The following is a 21,502-nucleotide window of genomic DNA, read 5'->3' on the forward strand; positions in this document are numbered from 1 at the left end:
ATGTCAAAGAGCCGACAAAAATACCGACACTCGCATAACCCCTCCCGTAGAAGAAGCTTGCAGCATCTGGTTTTTTGCGACCACCGCGGTAACCAGTAAGGCACTCCGCTGCGGTGACACCCCTCTAGGCGGGGTTCCGATTCGCGTCAAACACAATCTTTCACATTTGTGGCAATTTTCTCGAGTTGGCGCGTTTATGACGCCCCACACCCCCCGGCCGGTGCTGACGAAGCGCTTGTAACTGCACTTCATTCCGCCGCCGGAGATCGCCAAAGGACGCCCCCGCGTCCTGTGGCACGCACCATCCGTCTTTAGGGCCTCGCCTTAAGCGCTTGTGAAGGCCCATATCGCTACATGCCCGATACGATGGATACCGCGATCCCTGCCCCCCCGCCGGCGAACGTGCCCGAGACCCTGTCGGCGCCTGGGTCCTCGGACGCGCCGGGCGCGCCCTCCGGACCGACCTCGCTCGCCGGGCAGGTCCGCAGCGCGCTCATATGGCGATCGGGCAGCCAAATCGTCGCGCAGATGGTGCAGTGGTGCGCGACCTTCCTAGTTATCCGCATCTTGGCGCCTGCCGATTACGGCCTGTTCGCGATGTGCCAGGTGGTTCTCACCTTCATGGCGATGCTCAACGGCTATGGCTTGGCGAGCGGGCTGATCCAGCAAAAGGAGATCAGCGAGCGCGAAGTCCGGCAGCTGTTCGGGATGCTGATCGTTTTGAACGTCGGGCTTGCCGTCGCGCAGCTCTCACTCGCACCACTCGCCTCCGCCTATTATCGCCAGCCGATCGTCGGCGACATGCTCCGCGTCCAAGCGCTGCTCTATCTGACGACCCCCTTCATCGCGCTCCCGTATGCGCTGCTCTCGCGGGCGATGGATTTCCGTCACCAGGCCAAGGCTAACATCACCGCGTCGATCGCCTCGGCCAGTGCGGCGCTCGGCGGTGCGCTCTATGGTCTCGGGGTATGGACTTTGGTGCTGGCGCCGATCGTGCTGTTTAGCGTGCGCGGCGCGATGATGACGTGGAGCGCGCGGTCGCTGGTCTGGCCGAGCTTTGACTTTCGCGGCGCCGGGACGATCGCGCGTTATGGCGGGGTGATGGCCGCGGGGCAGCTGTTCTGGTTCCTGCAGAGCCAGACCGACGTGTTCATCGCCGGGCGCAGCTTTTCGCCGCACATGCTCGGCATCTATACAACCAGCCTGTTCCTCACGCAGATCTTCGTCTCGAAATTCGTGCCGCCGCTGAACGAGGTCGCCTTCTCCGCCTATGCGCGGATGCAAGCCGATCCCGCCGCGATCGGGCGCGCGTTCGTGAAGGGGGTGCGGATGGTGATGATCGTCGCGATGCCATTCTACATGGGGCTGGCCGCCACCGCCGAGCCGCTGGTGCTGACCGTGCTGGGCGACAAATGGCGCGAGACGGCGCCCATCGTCCACCTGCTCGCGCTGGCGATGCCGTTCATGACGTTGCAGGTGTTGTTCACGCCAGCATCGGACGCGCGCGGCCGTCCGGGGATCGGCGTCCAGAACGGCGCGGTCGGTGCAATGATCCTGACCACGGCGTTTCTGGTCGGCGTGCAATGGGGCCCTACCGGCATGGGCATCGCGTGGATCACGGCGTATCCGGTCTACCTGGCGATCAGCGCATGGCGGACACTGCCGGTAATCGGGGTGCGCGCGCGAGACGTGGCGCGGGCGGTCGCATCACCGGCGCTGGCGGCGATCGCGATGGCGCTGATCGTCGGGCTGGTGGATCGCGGCCTGCCGCCGCTCGACTCGCATTGGCGGCTGTTGGTCCTCGTGGCTATCGGCGCAGCGGTCTATGCGGCGTGGATGCTGATCTTTGCGCGGGCGACGGTGCGCGAACTGATCGCCGTGGTGCGGAAGCAACCTGTCGCTGCCTAGTTTAGCCCCCTGGTTTAGCCCCCTGATCTAGGCGGACTGAATGTATTCGCGCATCGCTGCAGCATCGGCTTCGATCCGGTCGATACGGTATTTGACCAGGTCGCCGATCGACACGAAGCCGACCAGCGTGTCGCCGTCGATCACCGGCAGATGGCGGATGCGCCGCTGAGTCATCAGCGACAGCGCGCCGATCGCGGACTCGTTCGGGCCGACCGACTTCACCGCGGTGGTCATCACATCGGCGATCCGCCGGTCCAGCGCGGCAGCCCCGTCCGATTGCAGGCAGTGGATGACATCGCGTTCGGAGAATATGCCGACCACCCGGTCGCCGTCGAGCACCGGTGCCGCGCCGATCCGCTTCTCTGCGAGCAGCGCCACCGCCTCCGCCACAGTCGAGTCCGGGTGGAGCGACTCTATGCCGCCCTTTCGGTCCTTCAGGATCGCCGCGATCGTCATCTTCGCCTCTCCTCATATGCGTCTGGTGCGCCTGACTTGAGGAAACCATGTTTGCGCGGCAATGTGAAGCGATGACCGATCGACTGCCTGAACCACCGGCCGGGTTGGACGACCCGCATTATGCGGCGTTCGCGTGGGCGCGGTTTCGCGCGATCATGGCGTGGATGGTGCTGGCGGCGGCGATCTGCGTCGCGGCGGTGATTGCGGCGATGGCGCACCTGCAGGGGCCGCTGCATCTGGTGACGATGCTCGCGGTGATCGGCGGGGTCGGCGGATCGGTGATGATGGCCGGGCTGCTGATGGGGCTCGCGTTCCTGAGTTCGGGAAGCGGGCATGACGAGGATGTCGCGCGGATCGATTGAGCGCACGCCGATCATAACGTCGATCAGACGTCGAACATGACAAAGGCCGGTGTCGCGTGACGCGGCACCGGCCCTTTCAGGTCTCAGCTATGCCCCGGATCAGTCCGGGATGACGGCTTCAGCCTGCGACCTCGTCCGGTACCGCACGAACGCGGCGACGGCGGGGCTTTTCTTCCGGCGCCGCATCGGTAGCGGTCGCTTCGGTCGCCGGCGTTGGCGCCGGCGTTATGGCCGAGATGCCGAGCGATGGCGGCAGGCGGTCCGCATCGAATGCGGTCGGTGCTGCATCTTCGGTCGCAACGGGTGCGTCGAGGCTGCGATCGCGGCGCGGGCGACCGCGACGGCGGGGCTGCTCCTCGGTGGCCGCGGCGACAGGCGTCGTCGTCTCGACGGCTTCGATCGGCTGGGCAGCCTGCTCCGGGGCTTCAGTTACCGAACGGACCGCGTCGGCTTCCGAATCCTGGTTGGCGTTGGCGACCTGGACGCTGGTGCGCGGCGTGCGACGGATCGTCTCACGCTGCGGCGCATCGCGGTAGTCGGAGCGGGGCTCGCGGACCTGCTCGTCGCGGGGCTGGGTCTCGCGCGATTGGTTCTCACGGGCCTGGTTCTCACGGGCCTGTGCCTCGCGCGCCTGACCCTGCTCTTCGCCGCTACGCTCGTCGCGCTGCTGCGTATCGCGGGGAGCGTTGCGCTGGTTGCGCTGGCCTTCGCCACGAACGCGGTCTTCGCGCTGACCGTCGTTGCGCGACTGGCCCTCGTTACGCTGGCCCTCGTTACGCTGACCTTCGTTACGCTGGCCTTCATAACGGGTGTTCTCGTACCGCGGGCGCTCTTCGCGCTGCGGCCGGTCGTCGCGCTGCGGACGATCTTCGCGGTTCTGCGTGTCGCGATTCTGGCGGGGCGCGCTCTGGTACTGGCCGTTCTGGCCGCCATTCTGCTGCTCAGCCGAAGCCTGCCCCTGCTGCTCGCCCGAGCGGATCGGTTCGCCCTCGTCGCCGTAATCGTCGTCGCCGTCGAGATCGAACGGCTGCTGGCGACGCGGCTGCTGCTGCGCCTGCGGCTGGCTCTCTTCGAAGCGGGCGCGGGTTTCGCTCAGGACGCGGAAATAATGGTCCGCGAACTGGAGGTAATATTCGATGTTGACGCGGTCGCCCTGCTGCTGCGCGTCGCGCGCGAGGTTCTTGTACTTCTCGTACAGCTGGCTCGCGTTGCCGCGCGCGCGGCTGTCGATGCGGTTGCCGGTATCGCGACCACCCTGGCCGCCACCGCCGCCACCCTGGCGTTGACCGCCACCACTACCGCCGCCGCCATTATTATTGTTGCCACGACCGCGACGGCGGCCGGCTTGCCGGTTGTTGATCAAGCTTGTGTCCTCAGTCGTCGAACCAAAATCTGGTCGTGCTCCGAAATGCGGTGCAAACCCCCGTCGCGCACCGACGATCTAGACGAGATCGGTGCGTCGAACTTGCCAGGGCCGCCGGACTGCAGCGACCTCAAAGCGAAGGATGCGGGTCATCGCTCTAAACCGACCAATCGTCGAGAGTGCGTGCCCCTGCCCGCGTGATAGCGGGCGGAAAGGCCATACTACAAGCGAAAACTGCCGGTTAGCGCCGTATTCCTGTCGTCGCGACCAGCGCACGGGGGTTGTTTCCATAGTCGTGGTGCAGCGCGACGTGCAAACCCTGCGCTTCGAGCAGTGCGGTGACGGGCTCGGCTTGCGTCGATCCGATCTCGATGACGGCCGCGCCGCCGGGGGCGATCAGCGCGGGGAGTTGCGCGGCGAGGATGCGGTAGTCGTCGAGCCCGTCGCGGCCGGCGAACAGCGCGGCGTGCGGTTCGTGGTTGTGGACTTCGGCCGGGAGTTGCTCGTCGGTGGCTATATAGGGCGGGTTGGCGAGGATGAGGTCGAACTGGCCGACGATCGCGCTGGCCCAACTCCCGCGGATGAAGCGGGCGCGGTCGGTCATGTTGAGGGCAGCGGCGTTGGCGCGGGCGTAATCTAGCGCTTGGGGCGAATAGTCGACGCCGAGGCCTTGCGCGGGCCATTCGTCGAGCGCCGCGAGGAGTAGCGTGCCGGGGCCCGTGCCGAGGTCGAGTACGGTTGCGGGGGCGCGGCCGGCGAAGTGCGCTTGCGCGGCGATCAGAAGCGTTTCGCTGTCGGCGCGGGGGACGAGCGCGCCGGGGCCGACGGTGAGGTCGATCGACCAGAAGCCCCGGGTGCCGGTGATGTAGGCGACCGGTTCGTGGTTGAGGCGGCGTTCGACGAGCGCGGCGAAGGTCGCGGGGACGGCGTAGCGATCCGGGTCGAGAAGGATCGCGTTACGCTCGACGCTGAGGGCGTGCGCCATCAAGATTTCCGCGTCGAGGCGCGGGGTGGCGGAGAACGCGAACTGCGCAGCGGCGGCGGCGATCGCCGAACTTACTGCTCCCCTTCCGCTCGCGGGAGGGGTCGGGGGAGGGGCTATCACCGGGCGGCGGCGTTTGTGGGACACCCCTCCCCTAACCCCTCCCGCAAGCGGAAGGGGAATGCCGTTGCGGCTGGGGAAAGCTCAGCCATCCAGCTGCGCCAGGCGGTCGGCCTCGTCCTGCGCGATCAGTGCGCCGATCAGTTCGTCCATCTCGCCCGCGACGATCTCAGGCAGGCGGTGCAGCGTCAGGTTGATGCGGTGATCGGTCACGCGGCCTTGCGGGAAGTTGTACGTCCGGATCCGCTCCGAGCGATCGCCCGAGCCGACCATCGATTTCCGCGCACCCGCCCGCTCGGCATGCAGCCGGTCACGTTCCGCCTCGTACAGCCGCGTTCTGAGCACGCGCAGCGCCTTAGCCTTGTTCTTGTGCTGCGACTTCTCGTCCTGCTGGATCACCGTCAGCCCGGTCGGGATGTGAACGATCCGCACTGCGGAATCAGTGGTGTTGACCGACTGGCCGCCCGGCCCCGACGAACGATAGACGTCGATGCGCAGGTCCTTGTCGTCGATCTTGACGTCGACCTCCTCCGCCTCGGGCAGCACCGCGACGGTCGCTGCCGAGGTGTGGATCCGACCGCCGGCCTCGGTGGTCGGCACGCGCTGGACGCGGTGGACGCCGCTCTCGAACTTGAGCTTGGCGAACACGCCCTGGCCGGTGACGCTGGCGACGACTTCCTTGAAGCCGCCCGCGTCGGACGACGATCCGGAGATCATTTCGACCCGCCAGCCCTGCGATTCGGCATAGCGCTGGTACATCCGGAACAGGTCGCCCGCGAACAGCGCCGCCTCGTCGCCACCGGTGCCGGCGCGGACTTCGAGCATCGCCGAGCGCTCGTCGGCGGAGTCGCGCGGCAACAGCGCGAGCGCGAGTTTGCGGTCCGCGGTTTCGAGCAGCGTGCGGTTCTCGTGCAGTTCGTCCGACGCCATCGCGCGCAGTTCGTCGTCGGCATCCTCGGCCATGAACGCGAGGCTCTCCGCCTCCTGCCGTAGTCGCCGCACTTCGGTGGCGGCCTGAGCGACAGGTTCGAGCTCGGCATATTCCTTCGACACCGCGACGAAGCGGTCCGAGGGGAGATCGCCGGTCGACATCAGCGCCTGCAGCTCGTCACGCCGAGCCTCGATCGCGCGGATGCGGTCGGGGGAGATCTGGGTCATTCTCCCGCCCCCTTATCCGTCATCCCAGCGAACGCTGGGATCTCACTGGGGCGGGTGTTGCGTCCGCCAACTGGGATATCCCAGCTTTCGCTGGGATGACGGGTGGGGGGCGAGCCGGCAGACGGCGCGACGTTCAACGCAGCGCCTCCGCAAGATTTGCGAATGCGACTTCGGCTTGCGTTCCCGCGCCAAGGGTCTTCACCGCAGCAACACCCTTGGCGAGTTCGTCGTCGCCGATAATGATCGCAAACCGTGCACCAAGTGCATCCGCCTTCGCCATCCGCGCCTTCATCTTACCCTTATACGCCATCTCGACCGCCACGCCTGCACGCCGCAGATCGGCAACGATACCGGTCGCGCGGGTTTCAGCCTCGGCGCCCATTGGTACGACGACCGCATCGATCGTAGCCGCCGCCGGTTCTTCCAACAACATAGCCAACCGCTCGACACCAGCGGCCCAGCCCACGCCGGCCGTCTCCGGCCCGCCGAGCGAGCCGATCAACCCGTCGTACCGGCCGCCCGCGAGCACAGTTCCCTGCGAGCCCAACCGGTCGGTCACGAACTCGAACGCGGTGTGGCGATAATAATCGAGGCCGCGGACGAGGCGCGCGTTGCGCTCCCACGCGACACCCGCCGCATCGAGCCCGGCCGTCACCGCCTCGAAGAACGCGCGTGCCTCGGGCGTCAGATATGCGTCGATATCGGGCGCGCTGTCGGCGATCGGGCGGTCGCGCGGATCCTTCGAGTCGAGGATCCGCATCGGGTTCTTCTCGAGCCGGGTCAGGCTGTCCTCGGACAACTCACCGCGATGCGCCTCGAAATGCGCGACCAGCGCCTCGCGCCACGCATCGCGCGTCGCCGCGTCGCCCAGCGTGTTGAGCTGCAACGTCACGCCCTCGGAAATGCCGAGTTCGCGCAGCAGCTGGTCCGCCAGCACGAGCAGTTCGACGTCCGCCGCTGGTTCCGCGGCACCGATCACCTCGGCGTCGATCTGGTGGAACTGGCGGAAGCGCCCCTTTTGCGGGCGCTCGTAGCGAAACACCGGGCCGCTGGTGGTGAGCTTCAGCGGCGCGAACTGCTGCCAGCCCTCGGTCAGGTAGGCGCGCGCGATGCCTGCGGTGAACTCCGGGCGGAGCGTGAGCGAGTCCCCGCCGCGATCCTCGAACGTGTACATTTCCTTCGACACAACATCGGTCGTCTCGCCGAGCGAGCGCGCGAACACCGCGGTCGACTCGAACACCGGGATATCGACGCGCTGGAAGCAATACAGAGCCCGCACGCGTTCGAACGTCGACAGGACGTGCGCGAGGCGGCGCTGCTCGTCGCCGAAAATGTCCTGGGTGCCACGGATGCGGCGCGGGGTTTCTGTCTTGGCCATGATGCGCGCGTATCTAGGCGACGTGCCCGCGAAGCGCTAGCGCTGTGGCATGACCAGCAAAGCCAGATATTGGGGCCTAGGCCAACGCGTTGCCCCGCCGCGCTTCATCCTGTTCGTGCTGGTCTTCGCGATCGGCCTCGCCGCGCTGATCCCACGTATCGGGTTGGGCCGGGGGACGATGGCGGCGTTCGACGTCGCTGCGGTCGTGTTCCTGATCGCGGTTTCGACGCTATTCCGCAACGCCACCGCGGCACGGATGCGCCGCGCGGCGGAAGAGAACGACGCCAATCGCGCGGTGCTGCTCGGGTTCAGCGGTATGATCATGCTCGTCATCCTGGTCGCGGTCGCCAAGGAACTGCAGGGCAAGAACGACGCGGTCGGGATCGCGCTGACGATCGCGACGCTGGCGCTGGCGTGGCTGTTCTCGAACATGATCTACACGCTGCACTACGCGCATCTTTATTATGTCGACGATCCGGACGGGAAGGACGCCAAGGGCCTCGATTTCCCGAGTTGCGACGAGCCCGATTACTGGGACTTCGCCTATTTCGCGTTCACGCTGGGGATGACGTTCCAGACCTCCGACGTCGAGATCACCTCGCGCCGGGTGCGCAAGGCGGCGCTTGGCCAGTGCATGGCGGCGTTCGTCTTCAACATCGGCGTGCTGGCGTTCACGATCAACGTGCTGGGGAGCGGTGGCTGAGGTGAGCTCGTGTCGTCATGCCGGAAGGGCTCCGGCATGACGACATGCGGAATTATTTCGCCGTCCACTTCCCCATCCAGCCGAGCACTTCGCCATACCATTGCCGCGAGTTCTTCGGCTTCAGCACCCAGTGGTTCTCGCCCGGATTGACCAACAGCCGCGACGGGATGCCGCGCCGCTGGAGCGCGGTGAACGTCGCCAGCCCCTGCGTGTAAGGGATGCGGAAATCCTTCTCGCCGGTGATCACCAGCATCGGCGTCTTCCACTTGGCGACGTAATTGACCGGGTTCCATTTCTCGAACGCCTGCGGGTCCTCGTAATAGGCCTTGCCGCCATGCTCCCATTCGTCGAACCAAAGCTCCTCGGTTTCATATGCCATCGCGCGTGCGTCGAACACGCCGTCATGCTGGACGATGCACTTGAAACGATCGGGCCACTGCCCCTCGATCCAGTTCATCATGTAGCCGCCGTACGACGCACCGAGCGCACACGCATTGTCCGCATCGAGCCACGCGAACTTGTCGGTCGCGGCCTTCAGACCCTTTTGCAGATCCTCGAGCGGCCAGCCGCCCCAATTGTTGCTGATCGCATCGGTGAAGCCCTGCCCGTAGCCGGTCGACCCGTGGAAATCGACCGCGACCAGCCCGTAGCCCGCGCCCGCGAACACCGCGGGGTTCCAGCGATACGACCAGCTGTTGTTGCTCGATCCCTGCGGCCCGCCGTGGACCATGTACGCGATCGGGACCTTGCCGGTGGAGCCGTAGGGCTTCACCGCATAGCCCCAGACGGTGTCGGCGTTCGCGCCCTTGAAGTTGAACCGCGTGACCGTCGGCATGTCGATCCCCGCGAGCTTCGTCGCGTTGACCTGGGTCAGGCGCTGCGGCGCACCGGTGCTTGCGACACGGTAGAAATCGGCGGGTGCGGTGAGGCTGTCAGTCGCTACCACGGGACCGCGCGGGGTAATCGCGACCGCGCTGACATGGCCCTCCTGAGTCAGCCGCGTGACCGCGCCGGTGGTCGCATCGACGCGAAACAGCGGCGTCTCCTGCGTGTCGTCCGCCGTCACGTAGAGCGACTTCGAATCGGGCGCCCATGCGATCGAACCGACCGAGCGGTCCCAGCGCTCGGTCAGCGACACCGTCTTGCCGCTGGCGATATCGCGCAGCGTCAGTACTTGGCGATCCGCCTCGAACCCCGGCCGCCGCATCGCGAAAAACGCTAGCGTGCGGCCATCGGGCGATACCGTCGGCAGGTTGTCGGTCGCCTTGTTCGCCGCGGTCAGGTTGACCGGTGCAGCCGAACCGTCCGCGGGGACCGAGAAGATGTCGAGGTTGGTCGACAGCGCCTCGATCCGGCCAGCCTCACGCATCGCGAAATAGACGGTGCGGCCGTCGGGGCTCCACGAGATTTCCTCGCCGCCGCCATTGGGCTTCGAGGGCGTATCGCCGACGAGCGCGCCGACGATCGCGACGCCGTTGCCGGGCGCGCCGGTCGCGGTCAGCGGCAAGACGAACAGCTGCGATCGCGTACCATCCGCCCACGTATCCCAATGCCGTACGAACAGCTGGTCGTAGGTGCGGCCGGCGCCCGCGTTCGGATCCTTCTTCACCATCGCCGGCTCGAGGCTCGGCGCGCCGGGCTTGCGATCCGCCCAGACGAGCAGCCTGTCGCCGGTCGGCGCGACCTTGAAGCCGCTGAACCCACCCTTGAAGCTGGTCAGCTTGCGCGGTGTGCCGCCCGTTACGGGCACCGACCAGACTGCATCCTCGCCGCCCTTGTCTGAGGTGAAATACACCGTGTTGCCGACGATCTGCGGGTCGTTCTCGTTGACCTGCGGATCAGCGAGCAGCTTCACCGGCGTCGCGCCCGGCGTGCTCAGGTCGAGCCGCCAGAGATCGTAGCGCCCCTTGTCCGCCGCGAGATCGGTCTCGCGCTGCGCCCAGACGAGCCAACGCCCGTCCTGCGACGCGGTCGGCGCGCCGACGCGGCTGAGCATCGTCACGTCGTCGATGGTGAGTTGCCGGGCGGCGGCGGGGGCACTCGCAAAGGCGAGCACGGCGAGGCTGGCGGAGAGCATGATCTTCATGCGCGTGTGATAGGACGCTTGCGGGATTATGCGCAATCACCGGGGTTTGGTGACGGATCGATTTGCCTGCGGGATCAAAGACGAGATGGACAGATGCGATAGCGATCCGCAGCGCCTCGCCTCGTCATCCTGACGAAAGTCAGGACCCAGTGTTACGAACGGTGACTTTCGCGGCTCGGGGTCCTGACTTTCGTCAGGATGACGGATGGGGGTTGTCGAACGGAAAGCTATCTTCACTAAAGACACCCATGTCCCTCAAGCACTCCTTCCCCCCGATCGCCGCGCCCGATGCGCGCCTGCTCGTCCTCGGCAGCCTGCCAGGGGATCGCTCGCTTGCGGCGCAGCGCTATTACGCACATCCGCAGAACCAGTTCTGGCAGCTGATGTCGCCCGTCGTCGGTCGCGACCTCGCCGTGCTGGACTATGACGACCGGCTCGACGCGTTACGCGAGGCCCGCGTCGCGCTGTGGGACGTCATCGGTTCGGCCCGCCGCGCAGGCAGCACCGATGCGGCGATCGTCGATATCGCAGGTAACGACCTCCCCGCTCTGATCGCCACCCTGCCGCATCTCCGCGCGATCGCGTTCAACGGCGGCACCGCGCTCAAGCAAGGCATGAAGCTCCTTGGCCGCGACGTCGCTGGCCCCGAGATCGTCGCGCTCCCGTCGAGCAGCCCGCTCCACACGGTCGGCATTGCGGCCAAGCACCCCGCTTGGAGCGCACTGGCGACGTTCCTGCTCGACCCGCCTGCAAAGCGCGCCTAGCCTTCTCGCATGACCAGCCTCTACGACCTCACGGTCCCCGCCTTCCGCCGCGGTTTTGCCAGCCTGTCGACGATCCTGACCGTCGGCGAGACGTTCGCGCGCGACCACGGCATCGCGGAGGCGGACATGCTCGACACCCGGCTGACCGCCGACATGACGCCGCTGACCGCGCAGGTGCAGCGCGCGAGCGACACCGCAAAGGGCGCGATGGTGCGGATCGGCGACATCCCCAATCTCGCCATGGTAGATGACGAAGCCAGCTTCGCCGCGCTCCAGCAGCGGATCGTCGCGACGCTCGCGTTTCTCGACACCGTTCCCCGCGCAGCGATCGACGGCAAGGAGGAGGCCCCGGTTACGCTCGTCACGCCGGGTGGCAGCATCGACTTCACCGGCAAAAGCTACGTGCTCGGCTTCGTCCTGCCCAATTTCTATTTCCACATTACAACGGCCTACGCGCTTTTACGGATGCGCGGCGTGCCGATCGGCAAGATGCATTATCTGGGCCGATAAGCACGGCTGGCCAAACCCCGTGCGGTCCGGCAAGGGCGGCGAATGTCGATCGAAAGCTTCATTTCGCAGTACGGCCTTGCCGCGATCTTCCTCGGCGCGGCATTCGAGGGCGAGACCAGCGTCGTCACCGGCGGCCTGCTCGCGCACCAGCATCTGGTATCGCTGGTCGGCAGCGCCGCCGCCGCGGTGACCGGATCGTTCTTTGCGGATCAGCTCTTCTTTTTCGCCGGCCGCCGTTACCGCGACACCAAGCGGGTCCGTCGGATTGCCGAGAAGCCCGCCTTCGCTAAGGCGCTCGACACGCTCGATCGACATCCGACGGTGTTCATCCTCGGCTTCCGATTTTTGTACGGACTGCGCACGATCAGCCCGATCGCGATCGGTACCTCGCATATCCCCGCGCGCACCTTCGTGGTGCTCAACGCGATCTCTGCGCTGGTGTGGGGGGTGCTGTTCACCGGGATCGGCTATGTGTTCGGCGACGGGCTGATCGAGCTGGTCGACAAGGTAATGCCGAAGCAGAAGCTCGTCGGCGTCGCGATCCTGGTCGCGGTCGCGGCGTTGGTAATCACCGCGATCCGCTTCTGGCGGGGCCGCCACGTCCGCAAGGCGAGCGCGACGACCGCCACGTCAAACGCCGTCGTCAGTCGAGATCGTTCTCGCTGATCACGACGATCTCCTGGTCGGGATCGCGGGCCAGCGCGACGACGCCGAGGTCGGCGATCTCGTCGAGATGCTGTTTGAAGATCGCCACCGCATCACCCTCGGGCGCCACCGTGCTCAGTGCTTCGAGCACATCATACTGCACCGCGAACTGATAGCGTTCTTCGCTGACTTCGCCCTCGAATTCGACCTGGCGCAGGTCGCTATTGTCTTCGAGGGTCTTCATATCGATGTCCAACCGGTCTTCGGCCATGTTCTACGCTCCTAGATAGATGGCCGTTAAGCGCGGTTGGACGTTCGATGTTCCGTCCTTAGACGTCGAGATTGGCGACGTTGAGCGCGTTATCCTGGATGAACTCGCGGCGGGGTTCGACGACTTCGCCCATCAGCTGCGTGAAGATCTCGTTCGCGCTCTCGGCGTTGAGCGCGGTGACGCGGAGCATCGAGCGGACCGACGGATCGAGCGTGGTTTCCCAGAGCTGTTCCGCGTTCATCTCGCCCAAGCCCTTGTAGCGCTGGATCGCGAGACCCTTCCGGCCGGCGGTCAGGATCGCGTCGAGCAGATGGCTCGGACGCGAAACCTGCGTCGAGCCGCGCGCGGCGACCGCCGTGACCGAGCCGATCACACCGGCACCCGCCTCGGTACCCTCCTCGGCCTCCGGCTCTTCGGCTTGCGATGCCTTGCTGGCGGGGACGAGGTTAGAGGTCTGCGCATAGCTTTCGGCGTGCTCGCCCGACAGCGCGTGGAGTTTCCGCGCTTCGGCCGACACCAGGAAGCTGGCCTCGATGATGTGGTGGTCGGTGACGCCGCGCCATGCACGCTGGAAGTGGATGCCGCCGTCTTCGGTCAGCACCGCGGTCCAGCGGGCATCGCCGTCGTCGAGTTCGAGACGACGCGTCACGACTTCGAGACGCGAGGTGCGGTCCTCGACCGAAGCCTCCGGATCGAACACGCCGCCGAGTGCGAGTGCCTCGATCATACCGGCATCATAGCGCTTGGGGACGTAGCGCATGAGCGTCCGCATCCGGCGCGCGTGATCGACCAGATCCTTCAGGTCGCGCCCCGAACGACCGCCACCGGGACCGTCGAGCACCATCGTATTGACGCCCGCATCGACCAAATACTCGTCGAGCGCCGCGTCGTCCTTGAGATACACCTCGGACCGGCCCTTGGTCGCTTTGTAAAGCGGCGGCTGGGCGATGTAGAGGTAACCACCCTCGATGATCTTGGGCATGTGACGGTAGAACAGCGTCAGCAGCAGCGTGCGGATGTGCGCGCCGTCGACGTCTGCGTCGGTCATGATGACGATCTTGTGGTAGCGCAGCTTGTCCGCGTTGAAGTCGTCGCGGATGCCGGTGCCCATCGCGGTGATGAGCGTGCCGATCTCGCGGCTCGACAACATCCGGTCTTCGCGCGCGCGCTCGGTGTTGAGGATCTTGCCGCGCAGGGGCAGGATCGCCTGGAAATGGCGATCGCGGCCCTGCTTTGCCGAGCCGCCTGCCGAGTCACCCTCGACCAGGAACAGTTCGGACTTGGCGGGATCGCGCTCTTGGCAGTCGGCGAGCTTGCCGGGCAGCGAGGCGATGTCCATCACGCCCTTGCGACGCGTCAGTTCGCGGGCGCGCTTGGCGGCTTCGCGGGCTGCGGCGGCGTCGATGATCTTGGCGACGATCGCCTTGCCGTGTGCAGGGTTTTCCTCGAGCCATTCGGCCATCTTGTCGGCCATCAGGCTTTCGAGTGGCTGGCGGACTTCGGACGAGACGAGCTTGTCCTTGGTCTGGCTGCTGAACTTCGGATCGGGCAGCTTGACCGAGACGATCGCGGTCAGGCCTTCGCGCATGTCCTCGCCGGTGAGCTGGACCTTCTCCTTCTTCAACAGCCCCGATTTCTCGGCGTAGTTGTTGAGCGTGCGGGTCAGCGCGGCGCGGAATGCGGCCATGTGCGTGCCGCCGTCGCGCTGCGGGATGTTGTTCGTGAAGGCGAGGACGTTCTCGTAATACGAGTCGTTCCACTGGAGCGCGACGTCCATCGTGACGTCGTCGCGCGTGCCGCTGATCGCGACGGGCTCGGGCATCAGCGGGAGCTTGGCGCGATCGAGATACTTCACGAATGCGGCGATCCCGCCCTCGTAATAGAGCTCGACGGTCTTCATCTCCTCGTGCCGCGCGTCGCTAAGAAACAGGCGGACGCCCGAGTTGAGGAATGCCAGCTCACGGTAACGATGTTCGAGCTTGTCGAAGTCGAAATCGGTGATCTTGAAGGTGGCAGGCGACGGGAAGAAGGTGACGCGCGTCCCCTTCTGGCCCTCGGTGGCGGGGCCGACGACCTTGAGCGGGGCGACCGCGTCGCCGAACGCGAAGCGCATGTAATGCTCCTCGCCGTTGCGCCAGATCGTCAGGTCGAGCCATTCGCTGAGCGCGTTGACGACCGAGACGCCGACGCCGTGCAGGCCGCCCGAAACCTTGTACGCGTTTTCGTCGCTGGTGTTCTCGAACTTACCGCCGGCGTGGAGCTGGGTCATGATGACCTCGGCTGCGGACACGCCTTCCTCGGTGTGGATCCCGGTCGGGATACCGCGGCCGTTGTCGGTGACGGAGACCGAGCCGTCGGCGTTGAGGACGATGTCGATGCGGTCGCAATGCCCGGCGAGCGCCTCGTCGATCGCGTTGTCGCTGACCTCGAATACCATGTGGTGGAGGCCCGAACCGTCGTCGGTGTCGCCGATGTACATGCCGGGGCGTTTCCGCACCGCGTCGAGGCCCTTGAGGACCTTGATCGAGTCGGCGCCGTAGTCGCCCATGTTCGGGAGGTTGGGATTATTGGATTCAGGGTTGGATGCCATGACAAGTATATAGGCATCGGACGGCCGAAACGGAAGCGAAATGGCCGGCGCGGGCTGGGGCGCGCGGGAGTGAAGTATAGGAAGTGCAGACGCTGAGAGCGTTTTGTGTCGAGTGTGCACTTCGCGTGTCGGGCGTGTCGGTTTCGAGGAGGTTAGGAGCGCCATGCGGGGATAGTGACAGCGTAGGGTCGTGTAGGACAGCGGCTCGCGGCTTCTCCGGTGAAGCCACCTCCCCGGCGCAGGCCGGGGCCCAGGTGGAAAGGTTTCAATAACTACGTGCCGCACTCTGTTAGCGACGTCGCCCAACTGGGCCCCGGCCTTCGCCGGGGTGGTGGGCGGCTGAAGGGGCGCGGCCCTTACGTCCCTCTCCCCTTTGGGGGAGAGGGAAGGAGGAGCCGTAGGCGACGGAAGGGTGAGGGGGAGTTGGGGCGAACTCCTGAGCCTCACGCCCCTCTCCCTTCCCACCACCAGTGCGGCGGGCCCCTTCCCTCTCCCCGAGGGGGGAGAGGGAGCTGCTCCTCAGAAACGGTCGGCGCGCTGGCCGAGGAGTGTGACTTCGACACGGCGGTTTAGGCGCATGCCGGCCGGCGTCGCGTTGGTCGCGACCGGGTCGTGCTCGCCGTGGCCGACGACGCTGAAGCGAGCGCGCACCACGTCCATGTCGTCGAAGGCCTGGCGGACGCTGGCGGCGCGACGCTCGGACAGGTCCTGGTTATGCGCGTCCGTCCCGCGCGAGTCCGTGAAGCCGTCGATCGCGACGCGGACACCGGGGTTGCCGCGCAAATAGCGGGCGAGCGGCCGCAGCTTCTCGATCGCGCCGGGACGCAGCACGGCGCTGTCGGTACGGAACAGCACGTCCTCCTGCAGCGTCAGCGTCGCGCCGCGCGGGGTCTGGCGGAAGCCGTAGTTGCGCATCGCGCCGCGGTCCCATGTCGTGGTGGTCTCGACTACAGTCGTGCCGCCGCGGTCGCCGCGATAGCCGCGTGGGTCACGGCCGTATGCATCCCAGTCGAAGCGGTCACGGCGGGGGCCAGCAATGCGCGCAAATTCGCGGTTGGCGTCGTCGGCTTCCCGCGGGCTGATCCGGCCATCGCCGTTCGCATCGAAGTTCGGCATCACGAACGCAATGCCGCGCCGCGTATTGCGCAGTTCGGGGAAGAGCACCGGAACGCCGGCGCCTTCCAGACGATAGCCGGGGCGCAACCATGGCGCGCGGCTCATATCGTAGCGCCCCTCGGGCCGTCCTCCGTCACGGACCTGCGCGAAAACAGGGGCGGTGGTTGCTGCAACCATCAGGACGCCAAGGGCTGCGCGCGTGAATTTCCGGGTCATCATCGTCTCTCCGTATCTTCGATGGACGGAGCTTTGCCCGCGCCCGCTTGAACGCGCGGTGAGCCTGCTCGACAGCGCGCGTTCAGCCTAACGCCCGACCGCGATGCGCGTTGCCTGACCGCCGATCGCGTCGAACAGCGCGTCTTCGGTGCCCGTCATCCACACTTGGCTGCGGCCTGCGAGCCGGGCGAATAGCGCCGCGCGGCGGGATGGGTCGAGGTGCGCGGCAACCTCGTCGAGAAGCAGGACGGGGGGCTGGCCGGTTCGCTCGGCGACGAGATCGGCATGCGCCAGGACGATGCCGAGCAGGAGCGCCTTCTGCTCGCCGGTCGAGGCGAGAGAGGCCGCGCGTTCCTTGTCGAGATGGGTGACGATCAGGTCGACGCGGTGGGGTCCGCCGAGCGTGCGCCCGGCAGCGGCATCACGCGCGCGGCCCTGGGCGAGGTCGGCTTGCAGGCGCGCGGTGTCGCCGGCCCAGCCTTCGAGCGTGAGGCCGGCGCGGGGAAATGGGCTGTCGTCCTGATTCGCGAGCCTCGTGCCGAGCAGGGTGACGGTCTCACGCCGGGCCGCATCTACGGCGGCGCCGTGCTCGGCCATCTGCGCTTCGAGCGCCGAGAGCCAGTCGCCGTCGGGACGGCCTTCGTCGGCGAGCAGGCGGTTTCGCGAGCGCATCGCGGCGTCGTAGCGGGCGGCGTGGTGGGCGTGGCTCGGGGCGAGTGCGAGCGTGAGGCGGTCGAGGAAGCCGCGGCGTTCGCCGGCGGGGGCGACGAACAGGCGGTCCATCGCCGGGGTGAGCCACAGGATCGTGAGCCACTCGGCGAGCGCGTTCGCGGTGGTGGTGGCGCCCTGGACGCGGACGATGCGGCGTTCCGGGGCCGAGGCTAGCGTGCCGGTCGCGACGTCGACTTCGGCGTGCGCGTGTATTCCCCCTTCCGGCTCTGACTCCCCTCCCGCTGGCGGGAGGGGTCGGGGGAGGGGCGCGTTCTCCTCGGCACCGGACGCCAGTACGTACGTCGCGCCCTCCCCTAACCCCTGCCGCGAGCGGGAGGGGAATTCTGTTGCGTGCTCGGGAGAAAGTGTCGCCGCGACACCGAAGCCTCCCGCCCCGCCCTGCCGCGCCATCTCGCCCAGCGCGGCGCGGCGAAGTCCGCGGCCGGGTGCGAGCAGCGACACAGCTTCGAGGATATTCGTCTTCCCTGCGCCATTCTCGCCGGTCAACACCACGAACCCCGGCCCCGGCTGGAGCGTCAGGTCGGCATGGTTGCGGAAATCGGTGAGGACGAGGCGCGACAGCATCGCACCGCCCTTAGCGGCAATTTCCGCGCGCCGTCAGCCTTTGCCTCAGGCGGCGATCCGCTCGGGCACAATCACCGGTTCGAGCTTCGCCTTCTGCATGCTGAGATACGAGGCGAGTTCGGGGCCGAGTTCGCGCTGTGCCCGCAGATAGGCGACCGGCGTGACGATCCCGAGCCGCGCGCGCGCCGCTTCGAGCGGTTCGTGGAGGAGGTGCAGATAATCCTCGCCCGAAATCCACTTTGCTTTGCGTCCGTTGCGATAGCCTTCCCAGACTGCCTTCGCGAACAGCTTGCTGCCGGTGACGCGTATGCTCTTCAATGCCGCCGCAGAGCCAATCAGCGCCCAGCCGAGGCCGCCGACCTGCGCATAGCTGAACGCGACGAGCGCCGCCTCGCCCATGCTCTCGTCCGCCTTGTAGCCGGTCAGCACATGCCAGATGTCGTGCGTATCGCGCACCCGCCGGCCGAACCATGCATAGGGATGCGCCAGATCGTCCTCGGACGGCTCGAGCCGCGAGACCTCGACCAACCCGTCCGCGGAATAGCCCGTCGTCTCGAGGAAATTCCGATACGCCGCCCCCACCGTGCCGGGCGCGAAGCTCGCGACGAACGCGGGGTCGGAGAAACGTTGCGCCAGTTCGACGCGGTCATAGGCTATCCGCCCGCCCTGTTCGGTGGCGATCAGCCGCGCGTAGTTCATCGGCGCATTGCCGACGTTCAGCGCGCGCATGATCCGGAACACTTGGGTCGTGTCGTCACCGTTGGCGAGCAGTTTCCTGATCGCGTCGAATGCGGTGCGCCAATCGCGACGACCGGTCGTACCGGGAAACGGAGGAAGCTTCGCCATCGAGTCGACTCCTTACTGACATTGCTGTTAGTATGGCAGCACGTGCGGGGCGTCAAGTATCGCCGATAGCGGCGACCATGACGTCGACGGCGCGAGCACCCTCGATCATACCCTTGTCGAGCGTGGCGAGCGCGAAGCCTCTACGTTGCGCGATCGCCACATGCAGTGCGTCACTGGCGCGCAAGCCCCGCGGTCCGGCATCAACCAACGTCCCGGCACGATCGAAATCGGCGGCTTCGACTTCGACGATCGCCATGCCCAGCGCGGTCCTGCGCCACGCCTCGGCCGCAAGGTCATGTCGATCGCGCGAGAGCACACCCATTCGGTGTTTCATGGCAAAGGCGCTGGCGACCTCGGTAGTAACCCAGCGGCTGATAACGAGGTCGTTCTGCCGTTGGCGTTCGATCCAGGCTGCGGCAACACCGCTGCGTGTTTCTTCGACGAGTAGCGCGACGATCAACGATGCGTCGCAATAGATCATCAAAGGAGGTTCTGTCGGCGCAATTCCTCGACCGTGGTCGTATCGTCGGCGGCGGCCCCAGCGCGAACCTGACGGAGGACCTCCCAATCGATCACTGGCCGTGGGCACTGCACTGGCACAAGTCGCGCGACGGGTCGACCGCGTCGTGTGATCTCCAGCGTCTCGCCAGCCTCGGCGCGGCTGACGAGTTCGCTCAGATGCGCCTTGGCATCCGCAAGCTTGAAAGCCTCCACGACTCGCTCCTGACCAGTTGGATGACCAACTTAGTCATGAGCGAGACGATCGGCAATCAGCTCACACCCGCATCGGCATCAGCACGTACAGCGCAGGCGACTTGTCGTTCTCGCGGATCAGAGTCGGGGCGGCGGCGTCGGCGAGGTGGACCTCGACCATGTCGCCGTCGATCTGCGCGAGGATGTCCATCAGATAGCGGCTGTTGAAGCCGATCTCGAACGGCAGCGCGACGTAATCGCCGGGGACTTCCTCCGCGGCGGTGCCGTTTTCGGGCGAGGTCACCGACAAAGTGATCTTGTCGCGGTCGAGCGCCATCTTCACCGCACGCGTTTTCTCCGTCGCGATCGTGGAGACGCGGTCGACGCCTTCCATGAAGCTCTTGGGGTCGATCTTGAGGATCTTGTCATTGCCGGTCGGGATCACGCGGCTGTAATCGGGGAAGGTGCCGTCGATCAGCTTCGAGGTCAGGATCGCCTGGCCGAGGTCGAAACGGATCTTGGTCGGCGACAGCGACACGCCGACCGAGCCGTCGACCTCGTCGAGCAGCTTGCGCAACTCACCGATGCATTTGCGCGGTACGATCACGTCGGGCATCGATTCGGCACCCTCGGGACGCGGCAGCGTGACGCGCGCCAGACGGTGGCCGTCGGTCGCGGCGGCCTTCAGCACCGGGTTCGAGCTGTCGCCGTCGGCCACGTGCAGGAAGATGCCGTTGAGATAATAGCGCGTCTCTTCGGTCGAGATCGCGAAGCGAGTCTTGTCGATGATCTGCTTGAGCGTCTCGGCGGGCAGCTCGAACTGGGTCGGCAGTTCGCCCTCGGCGATCACCGGGAAATCGTCGCGCGGCAGCGTGCCGAGCGAGAAGCGCGCGCGGCCCGCGACGATGCTCATCCGGCCTTCCGACGCGGCGAGCTGGACCTGCGAGCCCTCGGGGAGCTTGCGGGCGATGTCGAACAGCGTGTGCGCGGACACGGTGGTCGCGCCGGGCTGGTCGACCGCCGCCGCGATCGATTCGTTGATCTGCAAGTCGAGGTCGGTCGCCATCAGCTTGAGCGTGCCCTCGGCCGTCGCCTCGATCAGCACGTTCGACAGGATGGGGATGGTGTTGCGCCGCTCCACCACGGACTGGACATGGCTCAGCCCCTTGAGGAGCGTTGCGCGTTCGATCGTCGCCTTCATCAAAATTCCCCCGGCCTCCACAGCCGGACTCGGGGCTGGGGGCAATCCGCTAATGGCTTACCCAACAACAAAGGGTCGGAGCAAGCGCCCCGACCCTTCTTTGATCACGGTAAACGTCGCGTTAAAGCGATCAGAAGCGGAAGCCGTAGCTGGCGACCACCTGATGACGATCCGTGTCGACGTCGAAGCGGCTGCTGGTGCCGCCAGTCGCATAGTCGATGTTACCGCGCTCATAGTTCGAATAGCGGTATTCGAGCTTGGCGTAGCTGTTCGGGCCCATCGCGTGCTCCGCGCCCGCGCCGACGCGCCAGCCGTCGAGCTTGAAGTTGTTATCGGTGGTCTGGCTGGTGCTGCCCGCGAGCACTTCGAGCTTCGAGTTGGTATAGCCGCCCTTGACGTACAGCATCGTCGTCGGTGCGACGACATAGCCCGCGCGCGCGCCGACATAGATGTCGCGGCCCTGCTTGACGCGGCCATAGCCGAAGTCGCTGGTGTAGTCGTTGCGGTCGCTTTTCGCGGTCGAGCCGGTCAGTTCGGCTTCGGCACCGAGCACGATGTTGTCCGAGGTCGCGATGTCGTAGCCGATGCCGCCGCCGTACAGCAGGCCGTCGATCTTCTGGTCGTCACGCCCGTTGTTGTTGGACACGCTGCTGCCGGCGCCAGTGTGGTCGTAGCCGAGCGTGGCCTCGACGCGGGGGCCGGTGAAGGTCGGGTTGGTCTGCGCGAGGGCGGGTGCCGCGACGGCTGTCGTTGCGAGCAGCGAGACGGCGATAAGCGTACGCATTGGGGTTACTCCTTACTGAACTGGCACCCCATTACGCGGGGCGGACCGCTCCAA

Annotated in this window: 21 protein-coding genes; 6 read left to right on the forward strand and 15 right to left on the reverse strand. The window is 66.3% G+C overall.

Going from position 1 to position 21,502, the window contains the following annotated elements:
• Positions 1–354: 354 nt before the first annotated feature.
• Positions 355–1,908 (forward strand): lipopolysaccharide biosynthesis protein, encoded by a 1,554-nt coding sequence (locus tag C8J46_RS19955; RefSeq protein ID WP_279388919.1) that lies wholly within the window; start codon positions 355–357, stop codon positions 1,906–1,908.
• 27 nt (positions 1,909–1,935) lie between these two features.
• On the opposite strand, the gene C8J46_RS19960 is transcribed toward C8J46_RS19955, so the two are convergent.
• The gene (locus C8J46_RS19960; RefSeq protein WP_132742438.1) at positions 1,936–2,364 is read right to left on the reverse strand and encodes a CBS domain-containing protein; all 429 of its coding nucleotides are present in this window, start codon (positions 2,362–2,364) and stop codon (positions 1,936–1,938) included.
• A gap of 71 nt (positions 2,365–2,435) precedes the next feature.
• Here C8J46_RS19960 and C8J46_RS19965 point away from each other — a divergent pair, with 71 nt between their 5' ends.
• Positions 2,436–2,726 carry a hypothetical protein gene (locus C8J46_RS19965; protein WP_243643540.1) on the forward strand — a complete coding sequence of 97 codons (291 nt, stop codon included), beginning with the start codon at positions 2,436–2,438 and terminating at the stop codon, positions 2,724–2,726.
• Positions 2,727–2,844: 118 nt separating this feature from the next.
• On the opposite strand, the gene C8J46_RS19970 is transcribed toward C8J46_RS19965, so the two are convergent.
• The 4 genes from C8J46_RS19970 to hisS form a co-directional block, all read right to left on the reverse strand.
• Positions 2,845–4,089 carry a DUF4167 domain-containing protein gene (locus C8J46_RS19970; protein WP_132742439.1) on the reverse strand — a complete coding sequence of 415 codons (1,245 nt, stop codon included), beginning with the start codon at positions 4,087–4,089 and terminating at the stop codon, positions 2,845–2,847.
• Positions 4,090–4,330: 241 nt separating this feature from the next.
• On the reverse strand, positions 4,331–5,137 hold the full coding sequence (gene prmC, locus C8J46_RS19975) for a peptide chain release factor N(5)-glutamine methyltransferase (protein WP_279388920.1): 807 nt from the start codon (positions 5,135–5,137) through the stop codon (positions 4,331–4,333).
• Positions 5,138–5,275: 138 nt separating this feature from the next.
• Positions 5,276–6,349: a peptide chain release factor 1 gene (gene prfA / locus C8J46_RS19980; RefSeq protein ID WP_132742440.1), complete on the reverse strand. Its 1,074-nt coding sequence runs from the start codon at positions 6,347–6,349 to the stop codon at positions 5,276–5,278.
• Positions 6,350–6,482: 133 nt separating this feature from the next.
• Positions 6,483–7,727, reverse strand: a complete 1,245-nt coding sequence (gene hisS / locus C8J46_RS19985) for a histidine--tRNA ligase (protein WP_132742441.1) — start codon at positions 7,725–7,727, stop codon at positions 6,483–6,485.
• Between the two features lie 49 nt (positions 7,728–7,776).
• Here hisS and C8J46_RS19990 point away from each other — a divergent pair, with 49 nt between their 5' ends.
• A complete protein-coding gene (locus C8J46_RS19990) occupies positions 7,777–8,430 on the forward strand; it encodes a DUF1345 domain-containing protein (RefSeq protein WP_132742442.1) in 654 nt (217 codons plus the stop codon).
• Positions 8,431–8,482: 52 nt separating this feature from the next.
• On the opposite strand, the gene C8J46_RS19995 is transcribed toward C8J46_RS19990, so the two are convergent.
• Positions 8,483–10,516, reverse strand: coding sequence for a S9 family peptidase (locus C8J46_RS19995; RefSeq protein WP_132742443.1), 2,034 nt, complete (start codon positions 10,514–10,516; stop codon positions 8,483–8,485).
• Positions 10,517–10,764: 248 nt separating this feature from the next.
• On the opposite strand from C8J46_RS19995, the gene C8J46_RS20000 reads away from it, so the two are divergent.
• The 3 genes from C8J46_RS20000 to C8J46_RS20010 are packed head-to-tail and all read left to right on the forward strand — an operon-like array spanning position 10,765 to position 12,456.
• Entirely contained in the window at positions 10,765–11,280 is a 516-nt protein-coding gene (locus C8J46_RS20000) for a DNA-deoxyinosine glycosylase (RefSeq protein WP_132742444.1), read from the forward strand.
• A 9-nt stretch (positions 11,281–11,289) separates the two neighbouring features.
• Complete coding sequence (locus C8J46_RS20005; RefSeq protein WP_132742445.1) at positions 11,290–11,790, forward strand: DUF1993 domain-containing protein; 501 nt, start codon at positions 11,290–11,292, stop codon at positions 11,788–11,790.
• A 42-nt stretch (positions 11,791–11,832) separates the two neighbouring features.
• Entirely contained in the window at positions 11,833–12,456 is a 624-nt protein-coding gene (locus C8J46_RS20010; protein WP_132742446.1) for a DedA family protein, read from the forward strand.
• On the opposite strand, the gene C8J46_RS20015 is transcribed toward C8J46_RS20010, so the two are convergent.
• From C8J46_RS20015 to C8J46_RS20060, 9 genes are all read right to left on the reverse strand, one after another.
• A complete protein-coding gene (locus C8J46_RS20015; protein ID WP_347812392.1) occupies positions 12,434–12,679 on the reverse strand; it encodes a DUF1488 family protein in 246 nt (81 codons plus the stop codon). The two genes, C8J46_RS20010 and C8J46_RS20015, sit on opposite strands and share 23 nt — an antisense overlap.
• An 85-nt stretch (positions 12,680–12,764) precedes the next feature.
• Entirely contained in the window at positions 12,765–15,296 is a 2,532-nt protein-coding gene (gene gyrB, locus C8J46_RS20020) for a DNA topoisomerase (ATP-hydrolyzing) subunit B (RefSeq protein ID WP_132742448.1), read from the reverse strand.
• A 519-nt stretch (positions 15,297–15,815) separates the two neighbouring features.
• A complete protein-coding gene (locus C8J46_RS20025; protein WP_243643541.1) occupies positions 15,816–16,628 on the reverse strand; it encodes an OmpA family protein in 813 nt (270 codons plus the stop codon).
• 87 nt (positions 16,629–16,715) lie between these two features.
• Positions 16,716–17,924 carry a DNA replication/repair protein RecF gene (locus C8J46_RS20030; protein WP_243643542.1) on the reverse strand — a complete coding sequence of 403 codons (1,209 nt, stop codon included), beginning with the start codon at positions 17,922–17,924 and terminating at the stop codon, positions 16,716–16,718.
• Positions 17,925–17,969: 45 nt separating this feature from the next.
• Positions 17,970–18,770 (reverse strand): Coq4 family protein, encoded by an 801-nt coding sequence (locus C8J46_RS20040; protein WP_132742449.1) that lies wholly within the window; start codon positions 18,768–18,770, stop codon positions 17,970–17,972.
• A gap of 52 nt (positions 18,771–18,822) precedes the next feature.
• Complete coding sequence (locus C8J46_RS20045; RefSeq protein ID WP_165886691.1) at positions 18,823–19,251, reverse strand: type II toxin-antitoxin system VapC family toxin; 429 nt, start codon at positions 19,249–19,251, stop codon at positions 18,823–18,825.
• The gene (locus tag C8J46_RS20050; RefSeq protein ID WP_132742451.1) at positions 19,251–19,484 is read right to left on the reverse strand and encodes a type II toxin-antitoxin system prevent-host-death family antitoxin; all 234 of its coding nucleotides are present in this window, start codon (positions 19,482–19,484) and stop codon (positions 19,251–19,253) included. The genes C8J46_RS20045 and C8J46_RS20050 overlap by 1 nt, the downstream gene beginning before the upstream one ends.
• A 61-nt stretch (positions 19,485–19,545) precedes the next feature.
• Positions 19,546–20,664, reverse strand: coding sequence for a DNA polymerase III subunit beta (dnaN, locus tag C8J46_RS20055; RefSeq protein ID WP_056017955.1), 1,119 nt, complete (start codon positions 20,662–20,664; stop codon positions 19,546–19,548).
• 130 nt (positions 20,665–20,794) lie between these two features.
• On the reverse strand, positions 20,795–21,448 hold the full coding sequence (locus tag C8J46_RS20060; RefSeq protein ID WP_107951824.1) for an outer membrane beta-barrel protein: 654 nt from the start codon (positions 21,446–21,448) through the stop codon (positions 20,795–20,797).
• Positions 21,449–21,502: the final 54 nt, after the last annotated feature.

This window comes from Sphingomonas sp. PP-F2F-A104-K0414 (genome assembly GCF_004340945.1).
In the GTDB taxonomy this organism is placed as follows: Bacteria; Pseudomonadota; Alphaproteobacteria; order Sphingomonadales; family Sphingomonadaceae; genus Sphingomonas.